Annotated in this window: 25 protein-coding genes; 21 read left to right on the top strand and 4 right to left on the bottom strand. The window is 65.7% G+C overall.

What is annotated here, in order from left to right; genetic code table 11:
• Positions 1-4 precede the first annotated feature (4 nt).
• The 14 genes from CXR42_RS15170 (at position 5) to CXR42_RS15105 (ending at position 13,179) form a co-directional block, all read left to right on the top strand.
• On the top strand, positions 5-631 hold the full coding sequence (locus CXR42_RS15170; RefSeq protein ID WP_146038086.1) for a dimethylamine monooxygenase subunit DmmA family protein: 627 nt from the start codon (positions 5-7) through the stop codon (positions 629-631).
• Positions 628-1,590, top strand: coding sequence for a PDR/VanB family oxidoreductase (locus tag CXR42_RS15165; protein ID WP_103258425.1), 963 nt, complete (start codon positions 628-630; stop codon positions 1,588-1,590). The genes CXR42_RS15170 and CXR42_RS15165 overlap by 4 nt, the downstream gene beginning before the upstream one ends.
• Before the next feature lie 9 nt (positions 1,591-1,599).
• Positions 1,600-2,664, top strand: coding sequence for a heme-dependent oxidative N-demethylase family protein (locus CXR42_RS15160; protein ID WP_103258424.1), 1,065 nt, complete (start codon positions 1,600-1,602; stop codon positions 2,662-2,664).
• Positions 2,657-3,673 carry a GlxA family transcriptional regulator gene (locus CXR42_RS15155; RefSeq protein WP_103258423.1) on the top strand — a complete coding sequence of 339 codons (1,017 nt, stop codon included), beginning with the start codon at positions 2,657-2,659 and terminating at the stop codon, positions 3,671-3,673. The genes CXR42_RS15160 and CXR42_RS15155 overlap by 8 nt, the downstream gene beginning before the upstream one ends.
• A gap of 124 nt (positions 3,674-3,797) precedes the next feature.
• Positions 3,798-4,358 carry a NifU family protein gene (locus CXR42_RS15150; RefSeq protein ID WP_103258422.1) on the top strand — a complete coding sequence of 187 codons (561 nt, stop codon included), beginning with the start codon at positions 3,798-3,800 and terminating at the stop codon, positions 4,356-4,358.
• Between the two features lie 15 nt (positions 4,359-4,373).
• Positions 4,374-4,979: a tRNA (adenosine(37)-N6)-threonylcarbamoyltransferase complex dimerization subunit type 1 TsaB gene (gene tsaB / locus CXR42_RS15145; protein ID WP_103258421.1), complete on the top strand. Its 606-nt coding sequence runs from the start codon at positions 4,374-4,376 to the stop codon at positions 4,977-4,979.
• Positions 4,976-5,416: a GNAT family N-acetyltransferase gene (locus CXR42_RS15140; RefSeq protein WP_103258420.1), complete on the top strand. Its 441-nt coding sequence runs from the start codon at positions 4,976-4,978 to the stop codon at positions 5,414-5,416. Before tsaB ends, CXR42_RS15140 begins: the two co-directional genes overlap by 4 nt.
• Positions 5,417-5,577: 161 nt before the next feature.
• The gene (locus tag CXR42_RS15135; protein WP_103258633.1) at positions 5,578-6,570 is read left to right on the top strand and encodes a BMP family lipoprotein; all 993 of its coding nucleotides are present in this window, start codon (positions 5,578-5,580) and stop codon (positions 6,568-6,570) included.
• Between the two features lie 112 nt (positions 6,571-6,682).
• Entirely contained in the window at positions 6,683-8,230 is a 1,548-nt protein-coding gene (locus CXR42_RS15130; protein WP_103258419.1) for an ABC transporter ATP-binding protein, read from the top strand.
• A gap of 160 nt (positions 8,231-8,390) precedes the next feature.
• Entirely contained in the window at positions 8,391-9,545 is a 1,155-nt protein-coding gene (locus CXR42_RS15125; RefSeq protein ID WP_103258418.1) for an ABC transporter permease, read from the top strand.
• On the top strand, positions 9,545-10,513 hold the full coding sequence (locus tag CXR42_RS15120; RefSeq protein ID WP_103258417.1) for an ABC transporter permease: 969 nt from the start codon (positions 9,545-9,547) through the stop codon (positions 10,511-10,513). The genes CXR42_RS15125 and CXR42_RS15120 overlap by 1 nt, the downstream gene beginning before the upstream one ends.
• 102 nt (positions 10,514-10,615) lie before the next feature.
• Positions 10,616-11,419, top strand: a complete 804-nt coding sequence (locus CXR42_RS15115; RefSeq protein ID WP_103258416.1) for a purine-nucleoside phosphorylase — start codon at positions 10,616-10,618, stop codon at positions 11,417-11,419.
• Between the two features lie 84 nt (positions 11,420-11,503).
• Positions 11,504-12,421, top strand: a complete 918-nt coding sequence (locus tag CXR42_RS15110; RefSeq protein WP_103258415.1) for a sulfite exporter TauE/SafE family protein — start codon at positions 11,504-11,506, stop codon at positions 12,419-12,421.
• Positions 12,418-13,179 carry a TIGR02186 family protein gene (locus CXR42_RS15105; protein ID WP_103258414.1) on the top strand — a complete coding sequence of 254 codons (762 nt, stop codon included), beginning with the start codon at positions 12,418-12,420 and terminating at the stop codon, positions 13,177-13,179. The genes CXR42_RS15110 and CXR42_RS15105 overlap by 4 nt, the downstream gene beginning before the upstream one ends.
• A 111-nt stretch (positions 13,180-13,290) precedes the next feature.
• On the opposite strand, the gene CXR42_RS15100 is transcribed toward CXR42_RS15105, so the two are convergent.
• Complete coding sequence (locus CXR42_RS15100; protein WP_146038085.1) at positions 13,291-13,608, bottom strand: accessory factor UbiK family protein; 318 nt, start codon at positions 13,606-13,608, stop codon at positions 13,291-13,293.
• A 59-nt stretch (positions 13,609-13,667) separates the two neighbouring features.
• Here CXR42_RS15100 and lgt point away from each other — a divergent pair, with 59 nt between their 5' ends.
• From lgt to CXR42_RS15080, 4 genes are all read left to right on the top strand, one after another.
• Complete coding sequence (gene lgt / locus CXR42_RS15095) at positions 13,668-14,537, top strand: prolipoprotein diacylglyceryl transferase (protein WP_103258412.1); 870 nt, start codon at positions 13,668-13,670, stop codon at positions 14,535-14,537.
• Positions 14,534-15,586, top strand: coding sequence for a class I SAM-dependent methyltransferase (locus CXR42_RS15090; RefSeq protein ID WP_103258411.1), 1,053 nt, complete (start codon positions 14,534-14,536; stop codon positions 15,584-15,586). The genes lgt and CXR42_RS15090 overlap by 4 nt, the downstream gene beginning before the upstream one ends.
• Before the next feature lie 8 nt (positions 15,587-15,594).
• Positions 15,595-16,344 (top strand): peptidoglycan editing factor PgeF, encoded by a 750-nt coding sequence (pgeF, locus tag CXR42_RS15085; RefSeq protein ID WP_103258632.1) that lies wholly within the window; start codon positions 15,595-15,597, stop codon positions 16,342-16,344.
• 114 nt (positions 16,345-16,458) lie between these two features.
• Positions 16,459-16,653 carry a hypothetical protein gene (locus CXR42_RS15080; protein ID WP_103258410.1) on the top strand — a complete coding sequence of 65 codons (195 nt, stop codon included), beginning with the start codon at positions 16,459-16,461 and terminating at the stop codon, positions 16,651-16,653.
• Here CXR42_RS15080 and CXR42_RS15075 read toward each other — a convergent pair.
• The gene (locus CXR42_RS15075) at positions 16,650-17,150 is read right to left on the bottom strand and encodes an Lrp/AsnC family transcriptional regulator (protein WP_103258409.1); all 501 of its coding nucleotides are present in this window, start codon (positions 17,148-17,150) and stop codon (positions 16,650-16,652) included. The two genes, CXR42_RS15080 and CXR42_RS15075, sit on opposite strands and share 4 nt — an antisense overlap.
• A gap of 181 nt (positions 17,151-17,331) precedes the next feature.
• Between CXR42_RS15075 and trxB the strand changes: the two genes are divergently transcribed.
• Complete coding sequence (gene trxB / locus CXR42_RS15070) at positions 17,332-18,270, top strand: thioredoxin-disulfide reductase (RefSeq protein ID WP_103258631.1); 939 nt, start codon at positions 17,332-17,334, stop codon at positions 18,268-18,270.
• A gap of 155 nt (positions 18,271-18,425) precedes the next feature.
• Here the strand turns inward: trxB and CXR42_RS15065 are convergent, their stop codons facing one another.
• Both CXR42_RS15065 and CXR42_RS15060 read right to left on the bottom strand, forming a co-directional pair.
• Positions 18,426-19,478 carry an ABC transporter ATP-binding protein gene (locus CXR42_RS15065; RefSeq protein WP_103258408.1) on the bottom strand — a complete coding sequence of 351 codons (1,053 nt, stop codon included), beginning with the start codon at positions 19,476-19,478 and terminating at the stop codon, positions 18,426-18,428.
• A gap of 12 nt (positions 19,479-19,490) precedes the next feature.
• Positions 19,491-20,276: an IclR family transcriptional regulator gene (locus CXR42_RS15060; protein WP_103258407.1), complete on the bottom strand. Its 786-nt coding sequence runs from the start codon at positions 20,274-20,276 to the stop codon at positions 19,491-19,493.
• A 105-nt stretch (positions 20,277-20,381) separates the two neighbouring features.
• Between CXR42_RS15060 and CXR42_RS15055 the strand changes: the two genes are divergently transcribed.
• Positions 20,382-21,635 carry an ABC transporter substrate-binding protein gene (locus tag CXR42_RS15055; protein WP_103258406.1) on the top strand — a complete coding sequence of 418 codons (1,254 nt, stop codon included), beginning with the start codon at positions 20,382-20,384 and terminating at the stop codon, positions 21,633-21,635.
• Positions 21,636-21,697: 62 nt separating this feature from the next.
• Complete coding sequence (locus tag CXR42_RS15050; RefSeq protein WP_180996078.1) at positions 21,698-22,615, top strand: carbohydrate ABC transporter permease; 918 nt, start codon at positions 21,698-21,700, stop codon at positions 22,613-22,615.
• Position 22,616 lies beyond the last annotated feature (1 nt).

The raw sequence follows: 22,616 nt of genomic DNA, 5'->3' as shown, positions 1-22,616 counted from the left end.
GCCTGTGAAAATAGACCTGACCCCCATCGACGCCCCCGCGATCAAGTCGCGCCCGGTCTATGCGCCGCTTGAACCGCGTCCGGGCAAGCTGCATGTGATCGTGGCCGACGATGCCGGTGCGGATGCCGTGACGGACCTGCTGGCCAAGGCGAGCAACCGTTCGGAAATCCTGGCGGTGGCCCATGTGATGTACTGCCCCGGGCCGACCGGGACCGATGGATCGGCGAAGCTGGAGGCTTTGGGCGCGGCCCAGTTCTTTCGTGCCCCCACGATTCCGGCGCTGCTGCCACGACTTGTGCGGGTGCTGGCGGATGCGCATATGGGAACTCAGTTCTACCTTGCGGGCACCGAAAGCCTGATCGGTCAGGCCGAGCGCGAGATCATGAATACCGGCTTTCCCTTCGCCTCGATCCAGAAGGAACAGCGCGGGTCCACCCTGCGGCGGGTGCAATGCGTGCATTGCAAGGGGATCACCGAGAACGTGGCGACGGACCCGTTCAAATGCAGCCATTGCGGGCTAAGCCTTTTTGTCCGCGACCATTATTCCCGGCGCATGGCCGCCTTCCAGGGCGTCAACATCGACGCCGAGGACCCCGGCCAGGTGCCGGAAAGCGTGGTGAGGTTCAAATGAGCGGGGGTGCGAAACTTCTGGTTCGCGTGGCCGAAGTGGTCGAAGTCAACGAGTTGATCAAGCGCTTTCGCTTTGTCAGCCGTGACGGCTCGCCGCTGCCCGCCTTTTCGGGCGGCGCGCATACCGTGGTCGAGATGGATGACCACGGGACGCGCAGGCTGAATCCTTATTCACTTATGTCCGACCCCGAGGACAGGTCGGGCTATGAGATCAGCGTCCGGCGCGATGATGTCGGCCGTGGTGGGTCGCTTTACATGCACCGGCACGTGGTGTCGGGCATGGAGATGGTGCTGTCGCACCCCGTCAACCTGTTCCCCTTGGACAACCGGGCGAAAAAGCACCTGATGATTGCGGGCGGGATCGGGATCACGCCATTTCTGGCGCAAATCTCGCAATTGACCCATTTCGGGGGCCGGTTCGAACTGCACTATTCGGCCCGCTCCCCGGCCCTGGGGGCCTATATGGACCGTCTGACGGCGGCGCACCCGGACCGGGTGCATTGCTACTTCGACGAACAGAAGCAGATTGTCGACCTGAAGAAGGTCCTAGAAAATCAGCCGATTGGTACGCATCTGTATGTCTGTGGCCCGAAAGGAATGATCAACTGGGTGCTGTCCACGGCCGAAGGCATGGGCTGGCCGAAGCAGGCGCTGCACCACGAGGAATTCCTTGCCCCCGGCACCGGCCTGCCGTTCGAGGTGGAGCTTGCCATCACGGGCAAGACCATCACCGTCGGCACGACGCAAAGCCTGCTGGAGGCGATGGAGGCCGCCGGTGTGGATGCACCCTACCTGTGCCGGGGCGGCGCCTGCGGTCAATGCGAAACGGCCGTTCACAAATGTGACGGAACGATCCTGCATCGCGACCACTGGCTGACGCCGGAAGAGCAGGCGTCCAACCAGAAGATCATGCCCTGCGTAAGCCGCTTCGAGGGCAAGACCCTCGTCATCGACCGATAGGAGACGACGATGAGCCTTGATTTCCGCCCCGGTGCGTTCAGCGAATTTTTTCGGGACGAGACGTTCCGCGACACCTTCACGTACACCAACAGCAACCCGCGCCGGTTTCCGTTCCCCTTCGACCGCGACGACTACATGTACTCGGTCAATATGGAGCCGCATGTTCCGGGTCGAAAGGGCACGGCCTTCGAGCATACCTTTGACGTCGACGAACACTATGTCGCCGAGATGATCGACCGCGCCAAGGTGCTGGCCGAGGATCCGCTGCGCTGCCAGTCGCTGCCACACATGACGCTGGCGGGCTGGGACGTGCTGGAACTGATCATGGAGGCGAAGGCGCGGGATTATCCGCAGTGGTTCAGCCTGACCAAGGACGGCAATCGCTGGCACTGGGTGAACCGGCCGCTGGGTATCGAACAGTCGTTCACATTCCTGGATGAGGCGACGCTGCCTTATCCCCCGTTCGAATACATCATGCGGCAGACCCAGGGCGACTGGACCTTGCAGGATGAGCGCGACGGGACATTGTGGATGGATGCGGGGATTGCAACCTCGCAGGCTGACTGGTCGGTGGACTTTGACGTGGGGATGAACTTCCACGAATGGCACGCCCCGGTCCCGCTGGCGCATGAGAAGGGGGTTTTCGACCGGGCGCTGAAGTTCCTCTTGAAGCTGCAGCAAGGTGCCCCGGTGCGGCGGTTCAACTGGACGATGACGGTGAACCCGCTTCTGGACACCGCGCCCGAGACCTACCCGAAATGGGGGCCGATGAAGGCCAGCATCACCCCGGAAAATCTGGGCCGGAAGCAACACCTGCGGGTAGAGTTGCAAAGCCTGTACCGTCTGCCCAGGTCGAATGCGATCGCCTTCGACATTCGCTGCTACCTGTGCAGTTTCGAGCAGATCGTGACGGTCCCGAAATGGGCGCGCCGGTTGCACCGGGTGATCCGCGACCTGCCGGAAGAACTGGCAACCTACAAGGGCTTCAGCCGGAACCGTGCTGCCATGGTCACATGGTTGTCGCAGTATGACGATGGGGCGCCGACCTCGGCCGGCTGGTGGCCAGATGACTGAGGCGCGCGCTCCGGAGTCGCTGCGGCTGGGGTTCCTTCTGTTCCCCGGCTTTCCGATGGCCTGCCTGACCTCGGCCATCGAACCCCTGCGGGCGGCGAACGAAATCACCGGCCGCCGCGCCTTTGACTGGACTCTGGTGGCCGAAAGCCCGGCGCCGGTCCGGTCCTCGGCCGAGATCGGCTTTGACCCGGACGCGACCCTGCAGACGGTCGAGGGGCTGGACCACCTGTACCTGCTGTCGCCGCCGACGGCCGAATTCGCCGACCCGCGCCGCAGCCCGGCGCGGCTGCGCTGGCTGGACCGGACCGGGGTGACGCTGGGCGCATTCTCGGGCGGGATCTTCCCGCTGGCCCGCGCCGGGCTGATGGAGGGGCGGCCCTGTTCCGTCCACTGGTGCTATGAGGCGGCATTCAAGGCCGACTTCCCGGGGATCGAGGCGCGCGAGGTGACCATCCTGCGCGAGGGGCGGCGGATCACCGCCAGCGGCGCCGGGGCGGTGTTCGACCTGATGCTGCGCCTGATCGAGGAACGTCTTGGCCGCGACTGCATGACCGAGGTCGCCTGCTGGTTCCAGCATCCCTTCGTCCGCGATGCCGACGCTAGCCAGAAGGTTCCCGTGGCGCGCGCCGGTGGCACGACTGACAGCCTGCCCGCCCCGATCCGCGAGGCGATCCGCCTGTTCGAGACCCATGTCGAGGACCCGCTGCGCATCCCTGACGTTGCGGCCGCCGTGGGCCTGTCGGGCCGGCATTTCGAGCGGACCTTCAAGCGTGAGACCGGGCAAAGCCCGCTGCGGTACTACCACCAGATGCGGCTTATGAAGGCGCGGCAGCGGGTGCTGTATTCCAATGACAGCTTCCGCGAGATCGCCGCTTCGGTGGGCTACATGACCTCAAGCCCGATGATCCGGCATTATACCGAGCTGTTCGGCGTCTCGCCCCGGGACGAGCGGCGGCTGACCCAGTCGATGCGCCGGGCAGCGCCGCCCCGCGTGGAAGCGGCGGAATAGGGCCCCGGCGTAGGGTGGGCGATATCGCCCACCTTACGCCCTTGCCAAGATTTAGAACGGTTCCAAACTTGACAGTCGGGGGTCTAAGGCGCATATCCGAGTAATCCTGTCGGAGACTCGACCCATGTTCATCCAGACCGAATCCACCCCGAACCCCGCGACGCTGAAATTCCTGCCCGGCCAGACCGTGCTTGAACTGGGCACCGCCGATTTCCCCAGTGCCGAAGCTGCGGCGAAATCCCCGCTGGCGCGGCGCATCTTCGCGGCTGGCGGCGTGACCGGTGTCTTTTTCGGCACCGATTTCGTGACCGTGACCAAGGCCGAGGCCGTGGACTGGGCGCATATCAAGCCGCAGATCCTGGGCGCGATCATGGAGCATTTCCAGTCCGGCCAGCCGGTGATCGAGGGCGAAGCCTCGGGTGGCGGTCATGCCGAGCATACCGGCGAGGATGGCGATATCGTCCGCCAGATCAAGGAGTTGCTGGACACTCGCGTCCGGCCTGCCGTGGCGCAGGATGGTGGGGACATCACCTTCCACGGCTTTGACCGGGGCGTGGTCTACCTGCACATGCAGGGCGCCTGCGCCGGCTGCCCCTCCAGCACGCTGACGCTGAAGATGGGGATCGAGAACCTGCTGCGGCATTACATCCCCGAGGTCCTGGAAGTCCGCCCCGTCGCCGCTTGATGGCTTGGGCCTGAAATGATCCTGCCGATCCTGGCCTTCGACACGTCGGCCGCGCATTGCGCGGCCGCTTTGCTGTTGCCCGACCGGGTGGTCCTGCGCGACGAACCGATGGAGAAGGGCCAGGCCGAACGGCTGGTGCCCTTGCTGGAGGAGGTGCTGGCCGAGGGTGGGCTGGCCTGGTCCGACCTGAAGGCGCTGGCGGTGGGGACTGGGCCGGGGAACTTTACCGGCGTCCGCATCGCCGTGGCCGCTGCCCGGGGGCTTGCCCTGGGGCTGGGGATTCCGGCCGTTGGCGTGACCCGGCTGGAGGCGTTGGCGCATGGCCTGCCGCGTCCCGTGATGGTGATCGAGGATGCCAGGCGCGGGCAGGTCTATGTCCAGCTTTTCACGCCCGGTGGTGCCGGGCCGGCGCATCTGGCCGACCGGGTGGTCCCGGCCTGCGCTGCCACCGGCTCGGCCGCGGGGCAGGGGGCGCTGGTCCCGGCGATGCCGCTGGTCGAGGCGATCGCCCGGATCGGGGCGACGCGCGCCGCGATGCCGCAGCCCCGGCCTGCGCCCTTCTATCTGCGCGGTGCCGATGCCGCCCCGCCGGCCGACCCGCCTCCGGTGATCCTGCCGTGACGCCTGCCGATCTTGCCGCGCTGCACGCCCGCTGCTTCACCACCCCCCGACCCTGGACCGAGGTGGAATTCGCCGGCTTCCTGGCCGATCCACTTGTGTTCCTGCTGGTCGAAGGCGATGCCGGGTTCCTGCTGGGCCGCGCAGTGGCGGGTGAGGCCGAGTTGCTGACCCTTGCCGTCGCGCCTGAGGCGCGGCGTCGGGGGCTGGGGCAGCGGCTGGTCAGCCGGTTCCTGTATCAGGCCCGCCTGCGGGGGGCCGACAGCGCCTTTCTGGAGGTTGCTGCGGACAATCTGGCGGCGCAGAGCCTGTATGTGCGCGCTGGCTTTGCCCCTGCCGGCCGCCGGCGCGGCTATTACCGCGCGGCCAGCGGCGAAAGCCTGGACGCGCTGGTGCTGCGCCGGCTGCTTACGGATGCGGCGGCCGCTGCGTCAACCTGACCGGACGGTCAAAATTCACCGCGACCGCAATGGAATATCCCTTGACCCACCTGCGGGAACCGGCCCAATTTCAACCGGAGTGCCGGGTTCCGACTCTGGTCCCCCTTGGGGTCCGATAAAGTCCGGGCATGACGAATAACAACAACGACCGGGAGCATCCGATGACCTTCATGAAATCCCTGCTGGGCGCCTCTGCCATCGCCCTGACCGCCGGGGCCGCCTTCGCGGAACCCGCGATCATCTTCGATCTGGGCGGCAAGTTCGACAAATCCTTCAACGAAGCCGCCTTCAACGGCGCCGAGAAGTGGGCCAAGGAAACCGGCGGCACCTACAAGGAACTGGAGATGCAGTCCGAGGCCCAGCGTGAGCAGGCCCTGCGTCGTCTGGCCGAATCCGGTGCCAACCCGGTCGTCATGACCGGCTTTGCCTTCGGTGACGTGCTGAACACCGTCGCGCCCGACTTCCCGGACACCAAGTTCGCGATCATCGACATGGTCGTCGATCAGCCGAACGTCAAATCGGTCGTCTTTACCGAGCATGAGGGGTCCTACCTTGTCGGCATGATGGCGGGTCTTGCCTCCAAGACCGGCACCGTTGGTTTCATCGGCGGCATGGACATTCCGCTGATCCGCCGCTTTGGCTGCGGCTACGCCCAGGGCGTCGTTGCCGCCAACCCCGAGGCTAAGGTTGTGCTGAACATGACCGGCACCACTCCGGCGGCGTGGAACGACCCGGTCAAGGGCGCGGAACTTGCCAAGGGTCAGAAGTCGCAAGGCGCGGACGTGATCTATGCGGCGGCTGGCGGCACCGGCGTGGGCGTCCTGCAAGCGGCGGCGGACGAGGGCATTCTGGCCATCGGCGTTGACAGCAACCAGAACGGCATGCACCCCGGCAAGATCCTGACCTCGATGCTGAAGCGCGTGGACGTTGCCGTCTACAACGCCTTCAAGGAAGGTGTCGACCTGGCCCCCGGCATCAACGTCCTGGACCTCAAGTCGGACGGCGTCGGCTATGCGATGGACGAGAACAACGCCGCCCTTGTGACCCCGGAAATGCAGGCAGCGGTTGATGCCGCGGCCGAGAAGATCAAGTCGGGCGAACTGGTCGTTCACGACTACATGTCCGACAACACCTGCCCGGCGGCAACGTTCTAATCGTCGGATCAGAGCAAATCGGTGCCGCGCCAGACATGGCGCGGCACTTTTCGCAAGGATGCCTTGAAACCCGCGCACCAGAAGCGGACCATCCGGCGTGAAGGGGGAACACATGGCTGCTGACGGCGCGCTCGCCATCGAGTTGAAGGGCATCTCCAAGGCCTTCGGTCCGGTCCAGGCAAACAAGGACATCAACATCGCGGTGCCGCGCGGCACGATCCACGGGATCATCGGCGAGAACGGGGCGGGCAAGTCCACGCTGATGTCGATCCTCTATGGGTTCTACAAGGCTGATGCCGGGCAGATCTTCATCGGCGGCAAGCTGACCGCGATCCCCGACAGCCAAAGCGCGATCCGGGCCGGGATCGGCATGGTGTTCCAGCATTTCAAACTGGTGCAGAACTTTACCGTCCTGGAAAACGTCGTCCTGGGCGCGGAAGAGGGGCAGCTGCTGAACACCAGTCTCGCCAAGGCGCGCAAGGTGCTGGAGGCGCTGTCCCGCGACTATGAACTGGACGTGGACCCCGACGCGCTGGTCGAAGACCTTTCGGTCGGTCACCAGCAACGGGTGGAAATCCTGAAGGCCCTGTATCGGCAGGCCGAAATCCTGATCCTGGACGAACCCACGGGCGTCTTGACCCCGGCCGAGGCCGACCATCTGTTCCGCATCCTGAAAGGGCTGAAAGAGCAGGGCAAGACGATCATCCTGATCACTCACAAGCTGCGCGAGATCATGGAGGCCACCGACAATGTCAGCGTCATGCGGCGCGGCACGATGGTCGCCACGGTCAAGACCGCCGAGACCAGCCCCGAGCAACTGGCCGAGCTGATGGTGGGCCGCAAGGTATTGCTGGAAGTCGAAAAGAAGCCCGCGACGCCGGGTGCCGTGGTTCTGAAGGTCGAGGATCTGCGGGTCAACGACGAACACAAGGTCGAACGCCTGAAAGGCGTCAGCTTCGAAATCCGCGCTGGCGAGATCCTGGGCATCGCCGGTGTCGCGGGCAATGGCCAGTCGGAATTGCTGGCAGCCCTGGGTGGCATGATGCGCGCCACCGGCAAGGTCACGCTGAACGGGGCCGATCTGCCCCTGTCCGGCAAGGGCTCGGACGGGCAGTCGCGCCGCCGGGCGGGTATCGCTCATGTCCCCGAGGACCGGCATCATTACGGGTTGATCCTGGACTTCACCGCCTGGGAAAACGTGGCCTTCGGCTATTTCAACGAACCGGAATACCAGAAGAACGCGCTTTTCATGGACAACGAGGCGCTGCGCGCCGACACCGCCCGCAAGATGGAGAAGTTCGACGTCCGCCCGCCGATCCCGGGCCTGGCGGCGAAAAGCTTTTCCGGCGGGAACCAGCAGAAGATCGTCGTCGCCCGCGAGATGGAGCAGAACCCCGACCTGTTGCTGGTCGGCCAGCCCACCCGGGGCGTGGACATCGGCGCGATCGAGTTCATTCACAACCAGATCATCGCGCTTCGCGATGCCGGCAAGGCCGTGCTTCTGGTCAGCGTCGAACTGGACGAGATCATGTCGCTGTCAGACCGCATCGCGGTGATGTTCGACGGCAAGCTGATGGGATTCCGCGACCCTGAAAAGACCGACGAGCGCGAGTTGGGGATGCTGATGGCCGGAATGACCGGCAAGGGAGAGGCAGCATGACCCCTCTGCCGCAATCCCCCGCCCCGACCCTCTTGCCAAATTGCGGGAGGGGAGGGGCCTTGGCCCGCTCCCCCCGCCTGACCATCAACGTCGGGATGCCCGCGAAGGGGAATGGCAGCGGGGCATCCCGCGCAAACCGAAATGACCGGAGGGCCGTCTGATGGACCGCTTGCCACGCTGGGCCGACGTCGTCCTCGTCCCGCTCGTCTCGTTGATCCTTGCCGGGGCCATCTCGGCGCTGGTGCTTCTGTCCATCGGGCAAAGCCCGGTCGAGGCGTTCAACGTCATGGTCGAGGGCGCGCTGGGATCGGCCTATGGCTGGGGCTATACGCTATACTACACCACCAGCTTCATCTTCACCGGATTGGCGGTGACGGTGGCCTTCCATGCCGGCCTGTTCAACATCGGCGGCGAGGGGCAGGCACAGCTGGGCGCCCTGGGCGTGGCGCTGGTCTGCCTTTCGCTGGACTGGCCGCACTGGACGCTGGCCTTGGCCGCCGCAACGATGGGGGCGGCGATCTTCGGGGCGGCCTGGGCGGCGGTCCCGGCCTATCTGCAAGCGAAACGCGGCAGCCATATCGTGATCACCACGATCATGTTCAACTACATCGCGGCGGCGCTGCTGGTCTACCTTCTGGTCGATGTCCTGCGCCCGGATGGCCAGATGGACCCCGCCTCGGCCCGCTTTCCTGCTGGCGCAGCCCTGCCCACCTTCAGCGAAATCCCCGGCATCCGGCAGCTTTACGCGGTGATGGGGCCTGACGGCGTGCAGCGCATCAATTCCCGGGGCGAACCGATGTATACCGGCGTCCCGGCGAACGTGACCCTGTTCCTGGCACTGGCCATGGCGGTCGTGGTCTGGGCGATCCTGTGGCAGACGCGGCTTGGCTACCAGATCCGCGCCTTCGGCAAGTCCGAGGCCGCGGCCCGCTATGCCGGGATCAACCCGGTTTTCATCATCATGGTGGCGATGCTTCTGTCCGGCGCGCTGGCCGGAATGATGAGCGTCAACAACGTGATGGGCGAAGCGGGGCGCCTGCTGCAGAACTCCTCGGAAGGGGCGGGTTTCATCGGTATCGCGGTGGCGCTTATGGGACGGAACCATCCCCTGGGCGTGGTGCTGGCGGCGCTTCTGTTCGGGTTCCTGTATCAGGGCGGCGCCGAACTGGGCCTGATCCTGCAGATCCCGCCCGAAATGCGGATCGTCGTGCAGGGGTTGGTGATCCTGTTCACCGGGGCGCTGGACATGATGGTGCGGATGCTTCTGACCCGGATCTTCGGCCTTTTCCGCAGCCAGAAACTGGGGGCCGCGTGATGGACTACGCCACACTCCTGCAACTGCTCGACTCGACCCTGCGCCTGGCGACGCCGCTGCTGCTCGCCTGCCTTGCGGGGTTGTTCTCCGAACGGTCCGGCATCTTCGACATCGGGCTGGAGGGCAAGATGCTTGCCGCCGCCATGTCCTCGGGTGCGGTGGCCTTCCTGACCGGGTCGGTCTGGCTTGGCCTTCTGGCCGGGATCGGCGCCTCGCTGATCTTCGCCGCTATCCACGGGATCGCCTCGATCACCTTCCGGGGCAACCAGCTGATTTCCGGGGTCGCACTGAACTTTCTCGCCTCTGGAATCACGGTGCTGATCGCTCAGGCCCTGTTCGGCCAGGGCGGCCGCACCCCGCCGCTGGAAGGTGCGGCGCGGTTCAACCCGATCACGCTGCCTTTCGCCGAAAGCCTGCAGGGCGTGCCTCTCCTTGGACCGTTGTATTTCGAGGTGATCTCGGGCCACTCCCTTCTGGTCTATGTCGCGCTTGCCATGGTTCCCCTGTCCTGGTGGGTTCTGAACCGTACCCGCTTTGGCCTGCGCCTGCGTGCGGTGGGCGAGAACCCGGCCGCCGTCGATACTGCGGGTGTCTCGGTCGTCGGCCTGCGCTTTGCGGCGGTGGCGATCACCGGCGTCCTGTGCGGCCTAGCCGGGGCCTATATGGCCACCGCGCTGCAAGCAGGCTTCGGGCGCGAGATGACGGCGGGACGCGGCTACATCGCCCTTGCCGCACTGATCTTTGCCAAGTGGCGTCCGGTGGCGGCGCTTTGGGCTTGCCTGCTGTTCGGCTTCTTCCAGGCGCTGGCGCTGAGGCCCGACGTGGTGCAGGCGGTGGTGCAGGTGAAGGTGCCTGTCCCCTTCCTGGATGCTCTGCCCTATCTCCTGACCGTGATCGTGCTGGCAGGGTTCATCGGCAAGGCCATCCCGCCCCGCGCCGGCGGTGAACCCTATGTGAAGGAACGCTGACCCGGACAATTCGTTTAAAATTGTCTTTCTCTTCTCCAAATATCCCACGGGGGTGCGGGGGTGTGAAACCCCCGCTTCCCCGGCCAGCCAGAGGCGCAGCCGATGACAGACTCCGCGACCCTTGCCACGCTGATCCGCGCCCGTGCCGGCGACGCCCCGGTCCGCCTGGGCCTGATCCTCGGCTCGGGCCTCGGTCATATCGCGCGCGAGGTCCAGGGCGAGGCGATCCCCTACGACGACCTGCCCGGCTTCCCGCATGTCGGCGTTTCGGGCCACAACCCCAACCTGCATATCGGAGAGCTGGAGGGCATCCGCGTTGCCGTCTTTGGCGCGCGTGAGCATTACTATGAAAACGGCAATTCCCGGGCCATGCTGCTGCCCTTGCAGGTGCTGAAGGCTCTCGGCGCCAGCGACCTGATCTTGACCAATGCAGCCGGCTCGCTGCGCGGCGACATTCCGCCGGGCAATGTCATGCTACTGTCCGACCACATCAACTATTCCGGCCTGAACCCGCTGATCGGCGAAAAGACCGACGCGCGCTTCGTCCCGATGACCGAGGCCCACGACCCCGGCCTGCGCGCCGCGCTCAAGGTCGCTGCCGCGCGGGCAGGCGTGGATCTGCCCGAAGGCGTCTACTGCTGGTACTCCGGCCCCTCGTTCGAAACCCCGGCCGAAATCCGCATGCTGAAACTTCTCGGCGGCGACGCGGTCGGCATGTCCACCGTGCCCGAGGTGATCCTGGCGCGCTTCCTCGGCCTCAAGGTCGCCGCCATCTCGACCATCACCAACATGGCCGCCGGGATGAGCGACGAGAAGATCAGCCACGAACACACCAAGGCTATGGCCCCCCTGGGTGCGGCAAAACTGGAACGCATCCTGCGGGATTTCCTGCGCAACCTCCGATGAGGGCAAAGGCCGTTTGACATCGCGGTCAAAGGTGCGCAACCCTTTGATCACTCCGCCGCTTTCCCCCTGATCGGGCCCGTGCCCATGCAGCTTTACCTCCCCATCGCCGAGGTTTCGGTCAATGCCTTCCTGCTTCTGGGGCTGGGTGGAATCGTGGGCTTCATGTCCGGCATGTTCGGCGTGGGTGGCGGCTTTCTGATCACGCCCTTGCTGTTCTTCATCGGCGTGCCTCCAGCGGTGGCGGTGGCGACCGGGGCGAACCAGGTGGTGGCCTCGTCGGTCTCGGGCGTCCTGGCGCAGCTTCGGCGCAAGGGGGTAGACTTCACCATGGGCTGGGTGCTGCTGGTGGGCGGCATCGTCGGGTCTGCCATCGGCATCTGGGTCTTTCGGTTGATGACGGCGGCAGGTCAGGTCGACCTGTTCGTGCAGCTTTCCTATGTCATCTTCCTGGGCCTGATCGGCGCGATGATGTTCCAGGAAAGCCTGCGCAGCCTGCTGCGCGCCCGCAAGCCCGGCGCGCCGATCCGGCGGGCCCATGTCCATTCCTGGGTGCATGGGCTGCCCTTCAAGATGAAATTCCGCGCCAGCGGCCTTTACATCAGCGTGATACCACCCCTGGCCGTGGGGGCGCTGGTCGGCTTTCTGGCGGCGATCATGGGGGTTGGCGGCGGGTTCATCATGGTCCCCGCGATGATCTATCTCCTGGGGATGCCCACGAAGGTCGTGATCGGCACCTCGCTTTTCCAGATCATCTTCGTCACCGCCTTCACCACGGTGATGCATGCGGTGACCAGCCAGACGGTTGACATGATGCTGGCGCTGCTGCTGATCCTGGGCGGGGTGGTCGGCGCGCAGATTGGCACTCGCGTCGGCATGCGGCTGAAGGCCGAACAGTTGCGCATCCTGCTGTCGCTTCTGGTGCTGGCCGTGTCGGTCCGTATCGCCGTCGACCTGCTGCTCGAACCGTCAGAACTCTATTCGGTCGCCGGGGCGCTGCCATGATCCGCCTCGCGCTCCTTCTGGTGGCCCTGGCGCTGCCTGCCGCCGCGCAAGAGCAGATCGTCGCCGGGATGAGCCAGAACCGCGTCTCGATCACCGCTGATTTCGACGGATCGGAAATCCTGATCTACGGCGCGGTCAAGCGCGCCGGCCCCCCGCCCGAGGGGGTGGGTCCGCTGGAGGTGATCGTGACGGTCCAGGGGCCGTCCACCCCGGTCACCGTGCGCCGCAAGGATCGCGTCGCGGGCATCTGGCTGAACAATGCCGAAGTGCGGGTGGACAGCGCGCCCAGCTTCTATGCCGTGGCGACGACCGGCCCCTTGGACCACATCCTGTCGGACACCGACAACCTGCGCCACGCCATTACCATCGAACGCGTGATCCGCGCCGTGGGCATCACGCAAGAGGCCGACCGCGCGGGCGAGTTCCTGTTGGGCCTTCTGCGCGTGCGCACCGACGAAGGCCGCTACCGCGTGCTGCAGGGCAAGGTGGAACTGACCGAGGAAACCCTGTTCCGAACCGATGTGATCCTGCCCGCGAACCTGACCGAGGGCGAATACAAGGTCCGCCTGTTCCTGCTGCGCGACAAGCGCGTCATTGCGCATCAGGAACGGGTGATCGGCGTGCGCAAAGAGGGGTTGGAGCGTTGGATCTTCAACCTCGCGCAAGAAGAGCCGCTGATCTACGGCCTTCTGTCGCTGGTGCTGGCCGCGGTCGCGGGCTGGGGTGCTTCGGCCGCATTCCGCCTGGTGCGCGCCTGAACGGGCCGCCTCCTCGTGCGACTTCGTCTTCTCGTCGGGGACGCTGCCGCCGCGAGGAGTGACGCAGTCATCGACGAGCAGTCCCGGACCGGAACCGCTGACGGGCCGCGTTCAGCCCTTCTTCTTCGCCAGGGCCGCTTCCAGCGCGGCGATCCGCGCCTCCAGCGCCGCATTCTCCTCGCGCGCTTTCTGGGCCATCGCCCGGGCGGCGTCGAACTCTTCCCGCGTCACGAAATCGCGGTCGGCCATCCAGCGGTCAACCATGCTTTTGAAGGCGGTCTCGGCCTCGGTCTTGGCCCCCTGGGCCACGCCCATGGCGTTGGTCATCAGCTGGCTCATGTCGTCGAAGAACTTGTTGCGGGTCTGCATGGGGACCTCCTTTGCGCTTGCCCTTATATGGCCCCGCCCGCGCGGCGGGGCAAGGCGGATGGCCCGCCGGTTGACTTCACGCGCCCCGCCCGCGACAAGCGCGGGGCACGGAGGCCCGCATGATCCCCTTTCCCGACATCTCGCCCACCCTGTTCGAGATCGAGCTTTTCGGCTTCACCCTGGCGCTGCGCTGGTATGCCCTGGCCTATATCACCGGCATCCTGTTCGGCTGGTGGATCATCCAGCGCGCCGTGCGCACGCCGCGCCTTTGGGCCGGTGAGCCACCGCTGACCCCCGATCAGGTCGAACGCTTCCTCACCTGGGCCGTTGTCGGCATCATCCTGGGCGGGAGGATCGGCTATGTGATCTTCTACGATCCGGGCACCTATCTGGACGATCCCCTGCAGATCATCCGGGTCTGGGAGGGTGGCATGGCCTTCCACGGCGGCTTTGCCGGGGTGGTCGTCGCGGGCCTGTGGTTCTGCAAGCGCGAGCGCATTCCGATGCTGTCGATGGGCGACCTTCTTGCCCTTGCGGTGCCCGTCGGCCTGATGCTGGGCCGCCTGGCGAACTTCATCAACGCCGAGCTTTGGGGCCGCCCGACCAGCCTGCCCTGGGGCGTGATCTTCCCCGGCGAGGCTGCGCAGGCCTGCGCCACCGCAACCGCGGCCTGTGCCCGCCATCCCAGCCAGCTGTACCAGGCCGCGCTTGAGGGGCTTTTGCTGGCCGTCGTCCTGACCTGGCTTGCGTTCCGCCGCGGCTGGTTGAAGCGGCCGGGCGCCATCATGGGCCTGTTCCTGGTGGGCTACGGCCTGGCGCGGTTCCTGGTGGAATTCGTCCGCCAGCCCGACGCGCAATTCGTCAGCCCCGGCAATCCGATCGGCTGGGCGGTGCAGTTCGGCAGTCTGGGCCTGACCATGGGCCAGCTTCTGTCCCTGCCGATGATCGCGGCCGGCCTGTGGTTTCTGGCCCGCGCCCGGGCAAGATGACCCCGCTGGCAGCACTTCTGGTCGACCGCATCCGCGAAGGCGGGCCGATCACGGTCGCCGATTACATGGCCGAGTGCCTGCTTCACCCGCAGCACGGCTATTACACCACGCGCGAACCCTTTGGCACGGCGGGCGACTTCACCACCGCGCCCGAGATCAGCCAGATGTTCGGCGAGCTTCTCGGCCTGGCCCTGGCGCAAGCCTGGCTGGACCAGGGCGCACCCGCGCCCTTTACCCTGGCCGAGCTTGGGCCGGGCCGTGGCACGCTGATGGCCGACGCCCTGCGCGCGACCCGCGCTGTCCCGGGCTTTCACGCGGCGGCACGGGCGGTGCTGGTCGAAGCCTCGCCCCGCCTGTGCGACGTGCAGGCCGCGACGCTGGCCCCCCATGTGGTCACCTGGGCCGACCGGGTGGAAGACCTGCCCGACCGCCCGACCTTTCTGGTGGCCAATGAATTCCTTGATGCCCTGCCGATCCGGCAGTTCCTGCTCTCGCCCGAAGGCTGGCGAGAACGTCTGGTCGGCCTGCAGGACGGCGCACTTACCTTTGGTCTCTCCGCCCCGCTGCCGCAGGTGCCCGACACCCCGGCTTTCCGCGCCGCGCGGCCCGGCGATCTGGTCGAACATTGCGCCCCGGCGCACCAGGCCGTCACGGCCGCGCTGCGCCCGATCCTGCGGCACGGGGGGCTGGCGCTCTTCATCGACTACGGCGGCTGGCGGTCCTGCGGCGATACGTTGCAGGCCCTGCGCGGCCATGCCTTCGATCCGCCGCTGGCCCATCCCGGCCAGGCCGATCTGACCGCCCATGTCGATTTCGAGCCCTTGGCTGCGCTGGCCCCGGCCCATGCCTATGCCACGCAAGGGCAGGTCCTGGGGCGCCTCGGGATCGATATCCGCGCCGAGCGTCTGGCCCGCAGTCTGACCGGACCGGCGCTGGACAGCCACCGCGCGGCGCTTGCCCGCTTGACCGATCCGGCAGAAATGGGTTCGTTGTTCAAGATGCTGGCCCTGACCCGGGCCGGCGCGCCCCTGCCCCCCGGATTCGCCTGATGCAATCGATGCTGGAGATCATCACCTCGCCCGCCCTGACCACGCGACACGGGTTCTTCACCCGCAAGGGCGGGGCCTCGTCGGGTATCTTTGCCGGGCTGAACTGTGGCACGGGATCGTCGGACCAGGCCGAGATCGTGGCCATCAACCGCACCCGCGTGGCCGAGGCGATGGGCCTTGGCCCGCAGGCGCTGGTCACCGTGCATCAGGTCCATTCCGCCGATGCGATTCCCGTCACCGGCCCGCTGGCCGACCGCCCGCAGGCGGATGCGCTGGTCACGGCGACGCCTGGCGTGCTTTTGGGGGTGCTGACGGCGGATTGTCAGCCGGTGCTGTTCCACGATGCCGCAGCCGGGGTGGTCGGTGCCGCCCATGCCGGCTGGCGCGGCGCGGTCGACGGGGTGCTGGAGGCGACCATCGACGCGATGGAGCGCCTTGGCGCGCAGCGTGCCAATATCCACGCCGTGATTGGCCCGACGATCAGCCAGGCCGCCTATGAGGTCGGGCCGGAATTCTTCGACCGCTTCCGCGACGAAGACCCTGAAACAACGCGCTTTTTCGCCAATGGCCAGGGGGATCGGCTGCTGTTCGATCTGCCCGGCTATGGCCAGTGGCGGCTGCGGGCGGCGGGGGTCGGCCATGCCGAATGGACCGGCCACTGCACCTATCGCGATGCCGCGCGGTTCTATTCCTTCCGCCGCACGACCCATGCGGGCGAGGCGGATTACGGGCGGCTGATCTCGACAATACGGCTATAATGCGGCTCAAACGGGCATGAAAATGCACCGTTTGGTCCCAACCTTTTCCCCATCGCCGCCGCATTCCCCCGGCAGGGTCTCGCCATAGGGGAACTGCGTGCTGCGGGGAAAAGCATGATCATCGAGTTGAAGACCAAGCGGCGCTGGATCGTATCGGTGCTTGCGGCCGTGGCCGAAGCGCAGGAAACCCGCAGCCCGGCCCGCGTTTCTGCCAAGCAGCCCGCCGCGCGGCGGATGGCTTCGGGTGAAAAGGGCTTTGCCATGCGGCTGAAGGCGGCAACCCGCCCGGTCCACGACGCCTCGCGCTAGGCGTTCTTCGCCAGCCGCGCTTCCAGCACGTCAAAGGGCAGGCCAGGCTCGTCCTTGGCGCAGCGGATCACCAGGCTGGTCTTTACGTTGGCCACATGGTCGGCCTTCAGCAGTTCCTCGGTCAGGAAGCTTTGGAAGGTCGACAGGTCAGGCGAGACGCACTTCAGGATGAAGTCGATCTCGCCGTTCAGCATGTGACATTCACGGACCAGGGGCCAGGCCCGGCAGCGCGCCTCGAAGGTCGACAGGTCGGCCTCGGCCTGGCTGTTCAGGCGGACCATCGCAAAGACCTGGACTTCGAACCCCAACTCGCGTGCGTCGATGTCGGCATGATAGCCACGGATGAAGCCCGTTTCCTCCAGCCCGCGAACGCGCCGCAGGCAGGGCGGGGCGGAAATCCCGACACGGCTTGCCAGCTCGACATTGGTCATGCGACCGTCGGCCTGCAATTCGGCCAGAATCTGACGGTCGATGGGGTCAAGCTTGTGTCCGGCCATGGGGCGCCTCCGTTCGGATGCCTTACTTAAGCAAGGCCGGCCCTTTGCGCAATAATGTTTCAACTTTGCGCAAGAAAACATTCACCTTCTGCCAAGGCGCTGCCTGCAAAGCCGCCATGCAGGGGCTTTCCGCCCCCGGCCGCCCTGGCTATATCGGGGCGTGGACTTCCAGGGGGCAAGCATGGGCGAGACGCGGCATACCAAGGTTCTGATCATCGGTTCCGGCCCTGCGGGCTATACCGCCGCGGTCTATTCGGCCCGCGCGATGCTGGAGCCGATCCTGGTTCAGGGCCTGCAACCGGGCGGCCAGCTGACCATCACGACCGAGGTCGAGAACTGGCCGGGCGACCACTCGGTTCAGGGGCCCGACCTGATGGTGCGGATGGAAGCGCACGCCCGCGCGATGGGGGCCGAGGTGATCCAGGATTATATCACCAGCCTTGACCTGTCGCAGCGGCCGTTCACCGCGCAGGCGGACAGCGGGACGACCTATACGGCCGATGCGGTGATCCTGGCGACGGGGGCGCAGGCCAAATGGCTGGGGCTGCCGAGTGAGGAGAAGTTCAAGGGCTTCGGGGTCTCGGCTTGCGCGACCTGCGACGGGTTCTTCTATCGCGGGAAAGAGGTTGTGGTGATCGGGGGCGGGAATACCGCCGTCGAAGAGGCGCTGTTCCTGACCAACTTCGCCTCGAAGGTCACGGTGATCCACCGCCGCGACAGTTTCCGGGCCGAGAAGATCATGCAGGATCGCCTCTTCAAGAACCCGAAGATCGAGGTGGTCTGGGACACCGGCGTGACCGAGATCCTGGGGACCGAGGCGCCCTTGGGGGTGACCGGGGTGCGGGTCCAGAATCTGAAGACCGGGGCAGAGGGGGTGATCCCCTGCGATGGGTTCTTCGTGGCGATCGGCCATGCCCCGGCGTCGGAGCTGGTGAAGGACCAGCTTCCCCTTCACTCCGGGGGCTATGTGGTGGTCGAACCCGGCAGCACCCGGACGGCTGTTCCGGGGGTCTTCGCGGCGGGGGACTTGACGGACCACATCTATCGGCAGGCGGTGACCAGCGCCGGGATGGGCTGCATGGCGGCCTTGGATGCCGAGAAATTCCTGGCCGGGCACTGATCCTGTCCACGGTGGACAAAGGCGCAAACCCCTGCATGGTCAAGGGGTTGCGCTTTTTCGTTCAGGAATTCTTAACGGATGCTCCTCGTGCGACTTCGTCTTCTCGTCGCGGTTGCCATAGCGAGGAGTGACGAAGTCATCGACGAGCGGACCCTTTAGCGCAGCCGTAACCCGTCCTGGTCGAACAGCATCGCGTCCCGCGCGTCGAAGCTGATCCCGACCTTGGCCCCCGGCTCCAGGTTCACCTGGTCGTGGCGTTCGACGATCAGCTTTTCGCCCGACGGTGCGGTGAGGTGGACGTAGCTCACGCCGCCCAAAGCCTCGGTCAATTCCACCCGGTGCGTATCGCCCGGCCCGATCTTGAGGTGCTGCGGGCGCAGGCCCACCGTCACATCGGCCCCGGATGCCGGCAGGCCGATCGACGTCGCCACCGTTCCGGCCAGACCCTTGGCCGCCACCGACCCCGCCTGGGCCACCCCGGCCACGAAGTTCATCGCCGGGCTGCCGATGAAGCCCGCCACGAACTTGTTGTCGGGATCGTTATACAGGTCCAGGGGCTTGCCCACCTGCTCGATCCGGCCCGAACGCAGGACGACGATCTTGTCGGCCAGCGTCATCGCCTCGACCTGGTCATGGGTCACATAGATCATCGTCGCCCCGATCTCGCGGTGCAGGCGGGCGATTTCAACCCGCATCTCGACCCGCAACTCGGCATCCAGGTTCGACAAGGGTTCGTCGAACAGGAACACCTCTGGCCCCCGGACGATGGCCCGCCCGATGGCGACGCGCTGGCGCTGGCCACCCGACAGGGCCTTGGGCTTGCGGGCCAGCAAGGGTTCCAGTTTCAGGATGCGGGCGGCCTCGGCGACCTTGCGGTCAATCTCGGCCTTGGGATGGCCGGTCATCTTCAGGCCAAAGCCCATGTTTTCCGCCACCGTCATGTGCGGATAAAGCGCGTAGGTCTGGAACACCATCGCCACCCCGCGTTCCGAAGGGTCGATATGCGTCACGTCCCGCGCGCCGATGCGGATGGCCCCCGAGGACGTTTCCTCCAGCCCCGCGATCATGCGCAGAAGCGTCGATTTCCCGCAGCCTGACGGGCCGACGAAGACGCAGAACTCGCCATCTTCGATCTTCAGGTCGACCCCATGGATCACCTGCACGTCGCCGTATCGCTTGACGACGGATTCCAGCGTCACTCCGGTCATGTGTTCCTCCCCTTAAACCTGTTCCGGAAAGCGCCAGCTTTCCGCTTCGGCGGCGATCTTCGCCGCGATGTCCTTGATCATCGGTGCCTGCGCCCCAAGGGCGTCCAGCGTCGTCCGCGCCGTGGTCGAGGTGACCGACAAGGCCCCCATCACCCGGCCCTGCCGCGACAGAATCGGGACGGCGCAGCAGATGATTCCCGCCTCATGCTCTTCGGCGTCCCAGGCGTGGCCGCGTTTGCGAATCGCCTGAAGCTCGGCCAGCAGCGCCTCGCGACTGGCCAGCGTGTGCGGCGTGTGGCGGTGGAAGGACTGGCGTGCCAGCGCCGCCTCCAATGCGTCCGGCGGCAGGTAGGCGAGCATCGCCTTGCCGACCCCGGTGCAATAGGCCGGGCCGACCTTGCCCGCTTGCGCGAACATCTCGACGGGCCGGGCGGCGTTGCGCTTGTCGACATACAAGACCTGCCCCAGGTCCATCTGCGCCAGATGGATCGTCTCGCCGGTTTCGCGTGCCAATTCATCAAGATAGGGCCGCGCGATCGGGGCCAGCGAGGACTGCGCCCAGGCGGCATGGGCCAGCCGGACAAGGCGCACGCCCAGCGCATAGGTGCCGGTGTCAGGGTCCAGCGTCAGCATCCCCTGATGCGTCAGCGTCTGCAAAAGCCGGTAGAGCGTGGCCTTGGGATAGGCGGATTGCGTCAGCAAATCGGAAAAGCGCACGGGCCGGCCATGGCTGGCCACCATGTCCAGCACATCCAGCGCCTTGCCGACGGTTCCGTCCGCGTGCCCCTCGGCCCCCATCGTCCCCTCCTTGGAACGTCCTTGTTGACAGGGATAACGATAGCCGACATAGTTTTCAATATTCAAGACTAAGTTTCAAATAGTGAAACCAAACGGGAGGAAACCATGGTTCACAAACTGACGGGCGCCCTGACGCTCGGGGCGGCTTTGCTGCTGTCCACCTCGGCCTTCGCGCAGGACAAGCGCGTCGTCACCTGGAACGCGGACTATGACCCGATTCCGCTGGCCGCCGCCGAAGCCCTGATCGCCGATTTCGAGGCCGCGAACCCCGAGATCGACGTCCAGCTGACCAACTTCGACCACGAAGCCTACAAGAACGCGATCCGCAACTTCCTGACCGCCGATGCGCCGGACCTGGCCAACTGGTATGCCGCGAACCGGATGCGTCCCTTCGTCGAGGCCGGTCTGTTTGCCGATATCTCGGACGTCTGGGCGAACAACGGCCTGATGGAATCGCTGGCCTCGTCGGTCCCGTCGTCGACCATCGACGGCAAGCAGTATGCGATCCCCTACACGTACTATCAGTGGGGCATCTATTATAACCGCGACGCTTACGCCGCTGCTGGCGTTGAAGTGCCGGGACCGGAAGGCGTGAACTGGGAAACCTTCCTGGCGAACTGCGAGAAGTTCAAGGCTGCGGGCATCGACTGCGTGACCACCGGCTCGTCGGCGCTGTGGCCGGTCGCGGGGATCTTCGATTATGTGTCCCTGCGGACCAACGGCTATCAGTTCCACAGCGATCTTGCTGCCGGCAAGATCTCGTGGACCTCGCCCGAAGCGCGCGCCGTGTTCGAGAACCTGGGCAAGCTGCAGCCCTATGTCACCGAGAACCATGCCGCCATCGACTGGCAGGATGCGGCGGCGCTGTTCGTGCAGGGCAAGGCTGCCAACTATGTCATGGGCAACTTTGCCGTCGGCGTCTTCAAGGAAGGCGGGATGACGAACGACAACCTGGGCTTCATGGTGTTCCCGGAGATCGCCGCGGGTATCGCCCGGGCCGAGGAAGCGCCGACCGACACGATCCACCTGACCTCGGGCGCGAAGAACCCCGAGGACGCCAAGGCGTTCCTGGCCTATATGGCCAGCCCGGAAGCGCAGTCCAAGTGGAACACCGCTGTTGGCCAGCTCCCGACCAACAAGAACGCGACCGTTCCGGCGGACGATCCGTTCCTGACGGCGGGCTTCGAGGCGCTGTCCACCGCGACGGGCGGCATCGCCCAGTTCTGGGACCGCGACGCGGACGCTGAATATGCCAAGGCCGGCATGGAAGGCTTCCAGCGGTTCCTGGTGCAGCCCGAGGCGCTGGAAGAGATCCTGACCCAGCTGGAAGCGACGCGCACGCGCCTGTTCCCGCAGTGATCCAAGGCTAACGGGCGCTCCCCTTGCGGGGGGCGCCTTTTTCGGTTTCCGGGGGGAGTGACATGGCACAGGCATCGCAGGCGGCGAGACGCTGGAACCAGAGGACCATCGCGCCCTGGCTGTTCCTGGCGCCCGGGCTGTTCATGTTCGGCGTCTATGTGCTGTGGCCGATCATCCAGAGCGTGACGCTGTCGTTCTATGACTGGAACGGCCTCTACAACCAGGATGGCGAGTTCACCGGGACCTTCGTCGGCACCCGCAACTATGCCGAGCTGATGACCGACCCGGCGTTTGAGACCAGCCTGTGGAACAACCTGAAATGGCTGGTCCTGTACATGCTGGCCCTTCCCATCGGCCTTTTCATCGCGATTTTCCTGAACCAGACCGTCACCGGCATCCGGCTTTACAAGTCGCTCTTTTTCTTCCCCTTCGTGATCAGCCAGGTCGTCGTCGGCCTGATCTTCGCCTGGTTCTATGCGCCGAACTTTGGCCTCTTCTACCTGCTGACGGAATCGCTGACGGGCAAAGGCACCGCGATCCTTGCCGACCCGGACCTCGTCACCTACGGCATCATCGTCGCCGGGCTTTGGCCGCAGATTGCCTATGTGATGATCCTGTACCTGACGGGCCTGAACAACGTCGCCCCCGACCAGATCGAGGCGGCGCGGCTGGATGGGGCCAAGGGCTGGCGGATGCTGTGGTATGTGGTGCTGCCGCAACTGCGGCCTGCCACCTTCATCGCGGTCATCGTCACCGTGATCGGCGCGCTGCGGTCGTTCGACCTGGTGTCGATCATGACGACCGGCGGGCCGTTCGGATCAAGCCGCGTCCTGTCCTACTACATGTTCGAGATGGCGCTGGGCGAGTTCGGCTTCCGCATGGGCTATGGCGCGGCGATTGCCGTCGTCCTGTTCGCCATCATGATGATCTTCATTTCGGGCTTCATCTGGAAGATGTGGCGCGACGAGAAGGAGCGCTGAG

The sequence above is a fragment of the Tabrizicola aquatica genome, from assembly GCF_002900975.1.
Lineage (GTDB): Bacteria > Pseudomonadota > Alphaproteobacteria > Rhodobacterales > Rhodobacteraceae > Tabrizicola > Tabrizicola aquatica.
The sequence above is the reverse complement of the archived record's forward strand: the minus strand, read 5'-3'. Positions and strand labels throughout refer to the sequence as shown.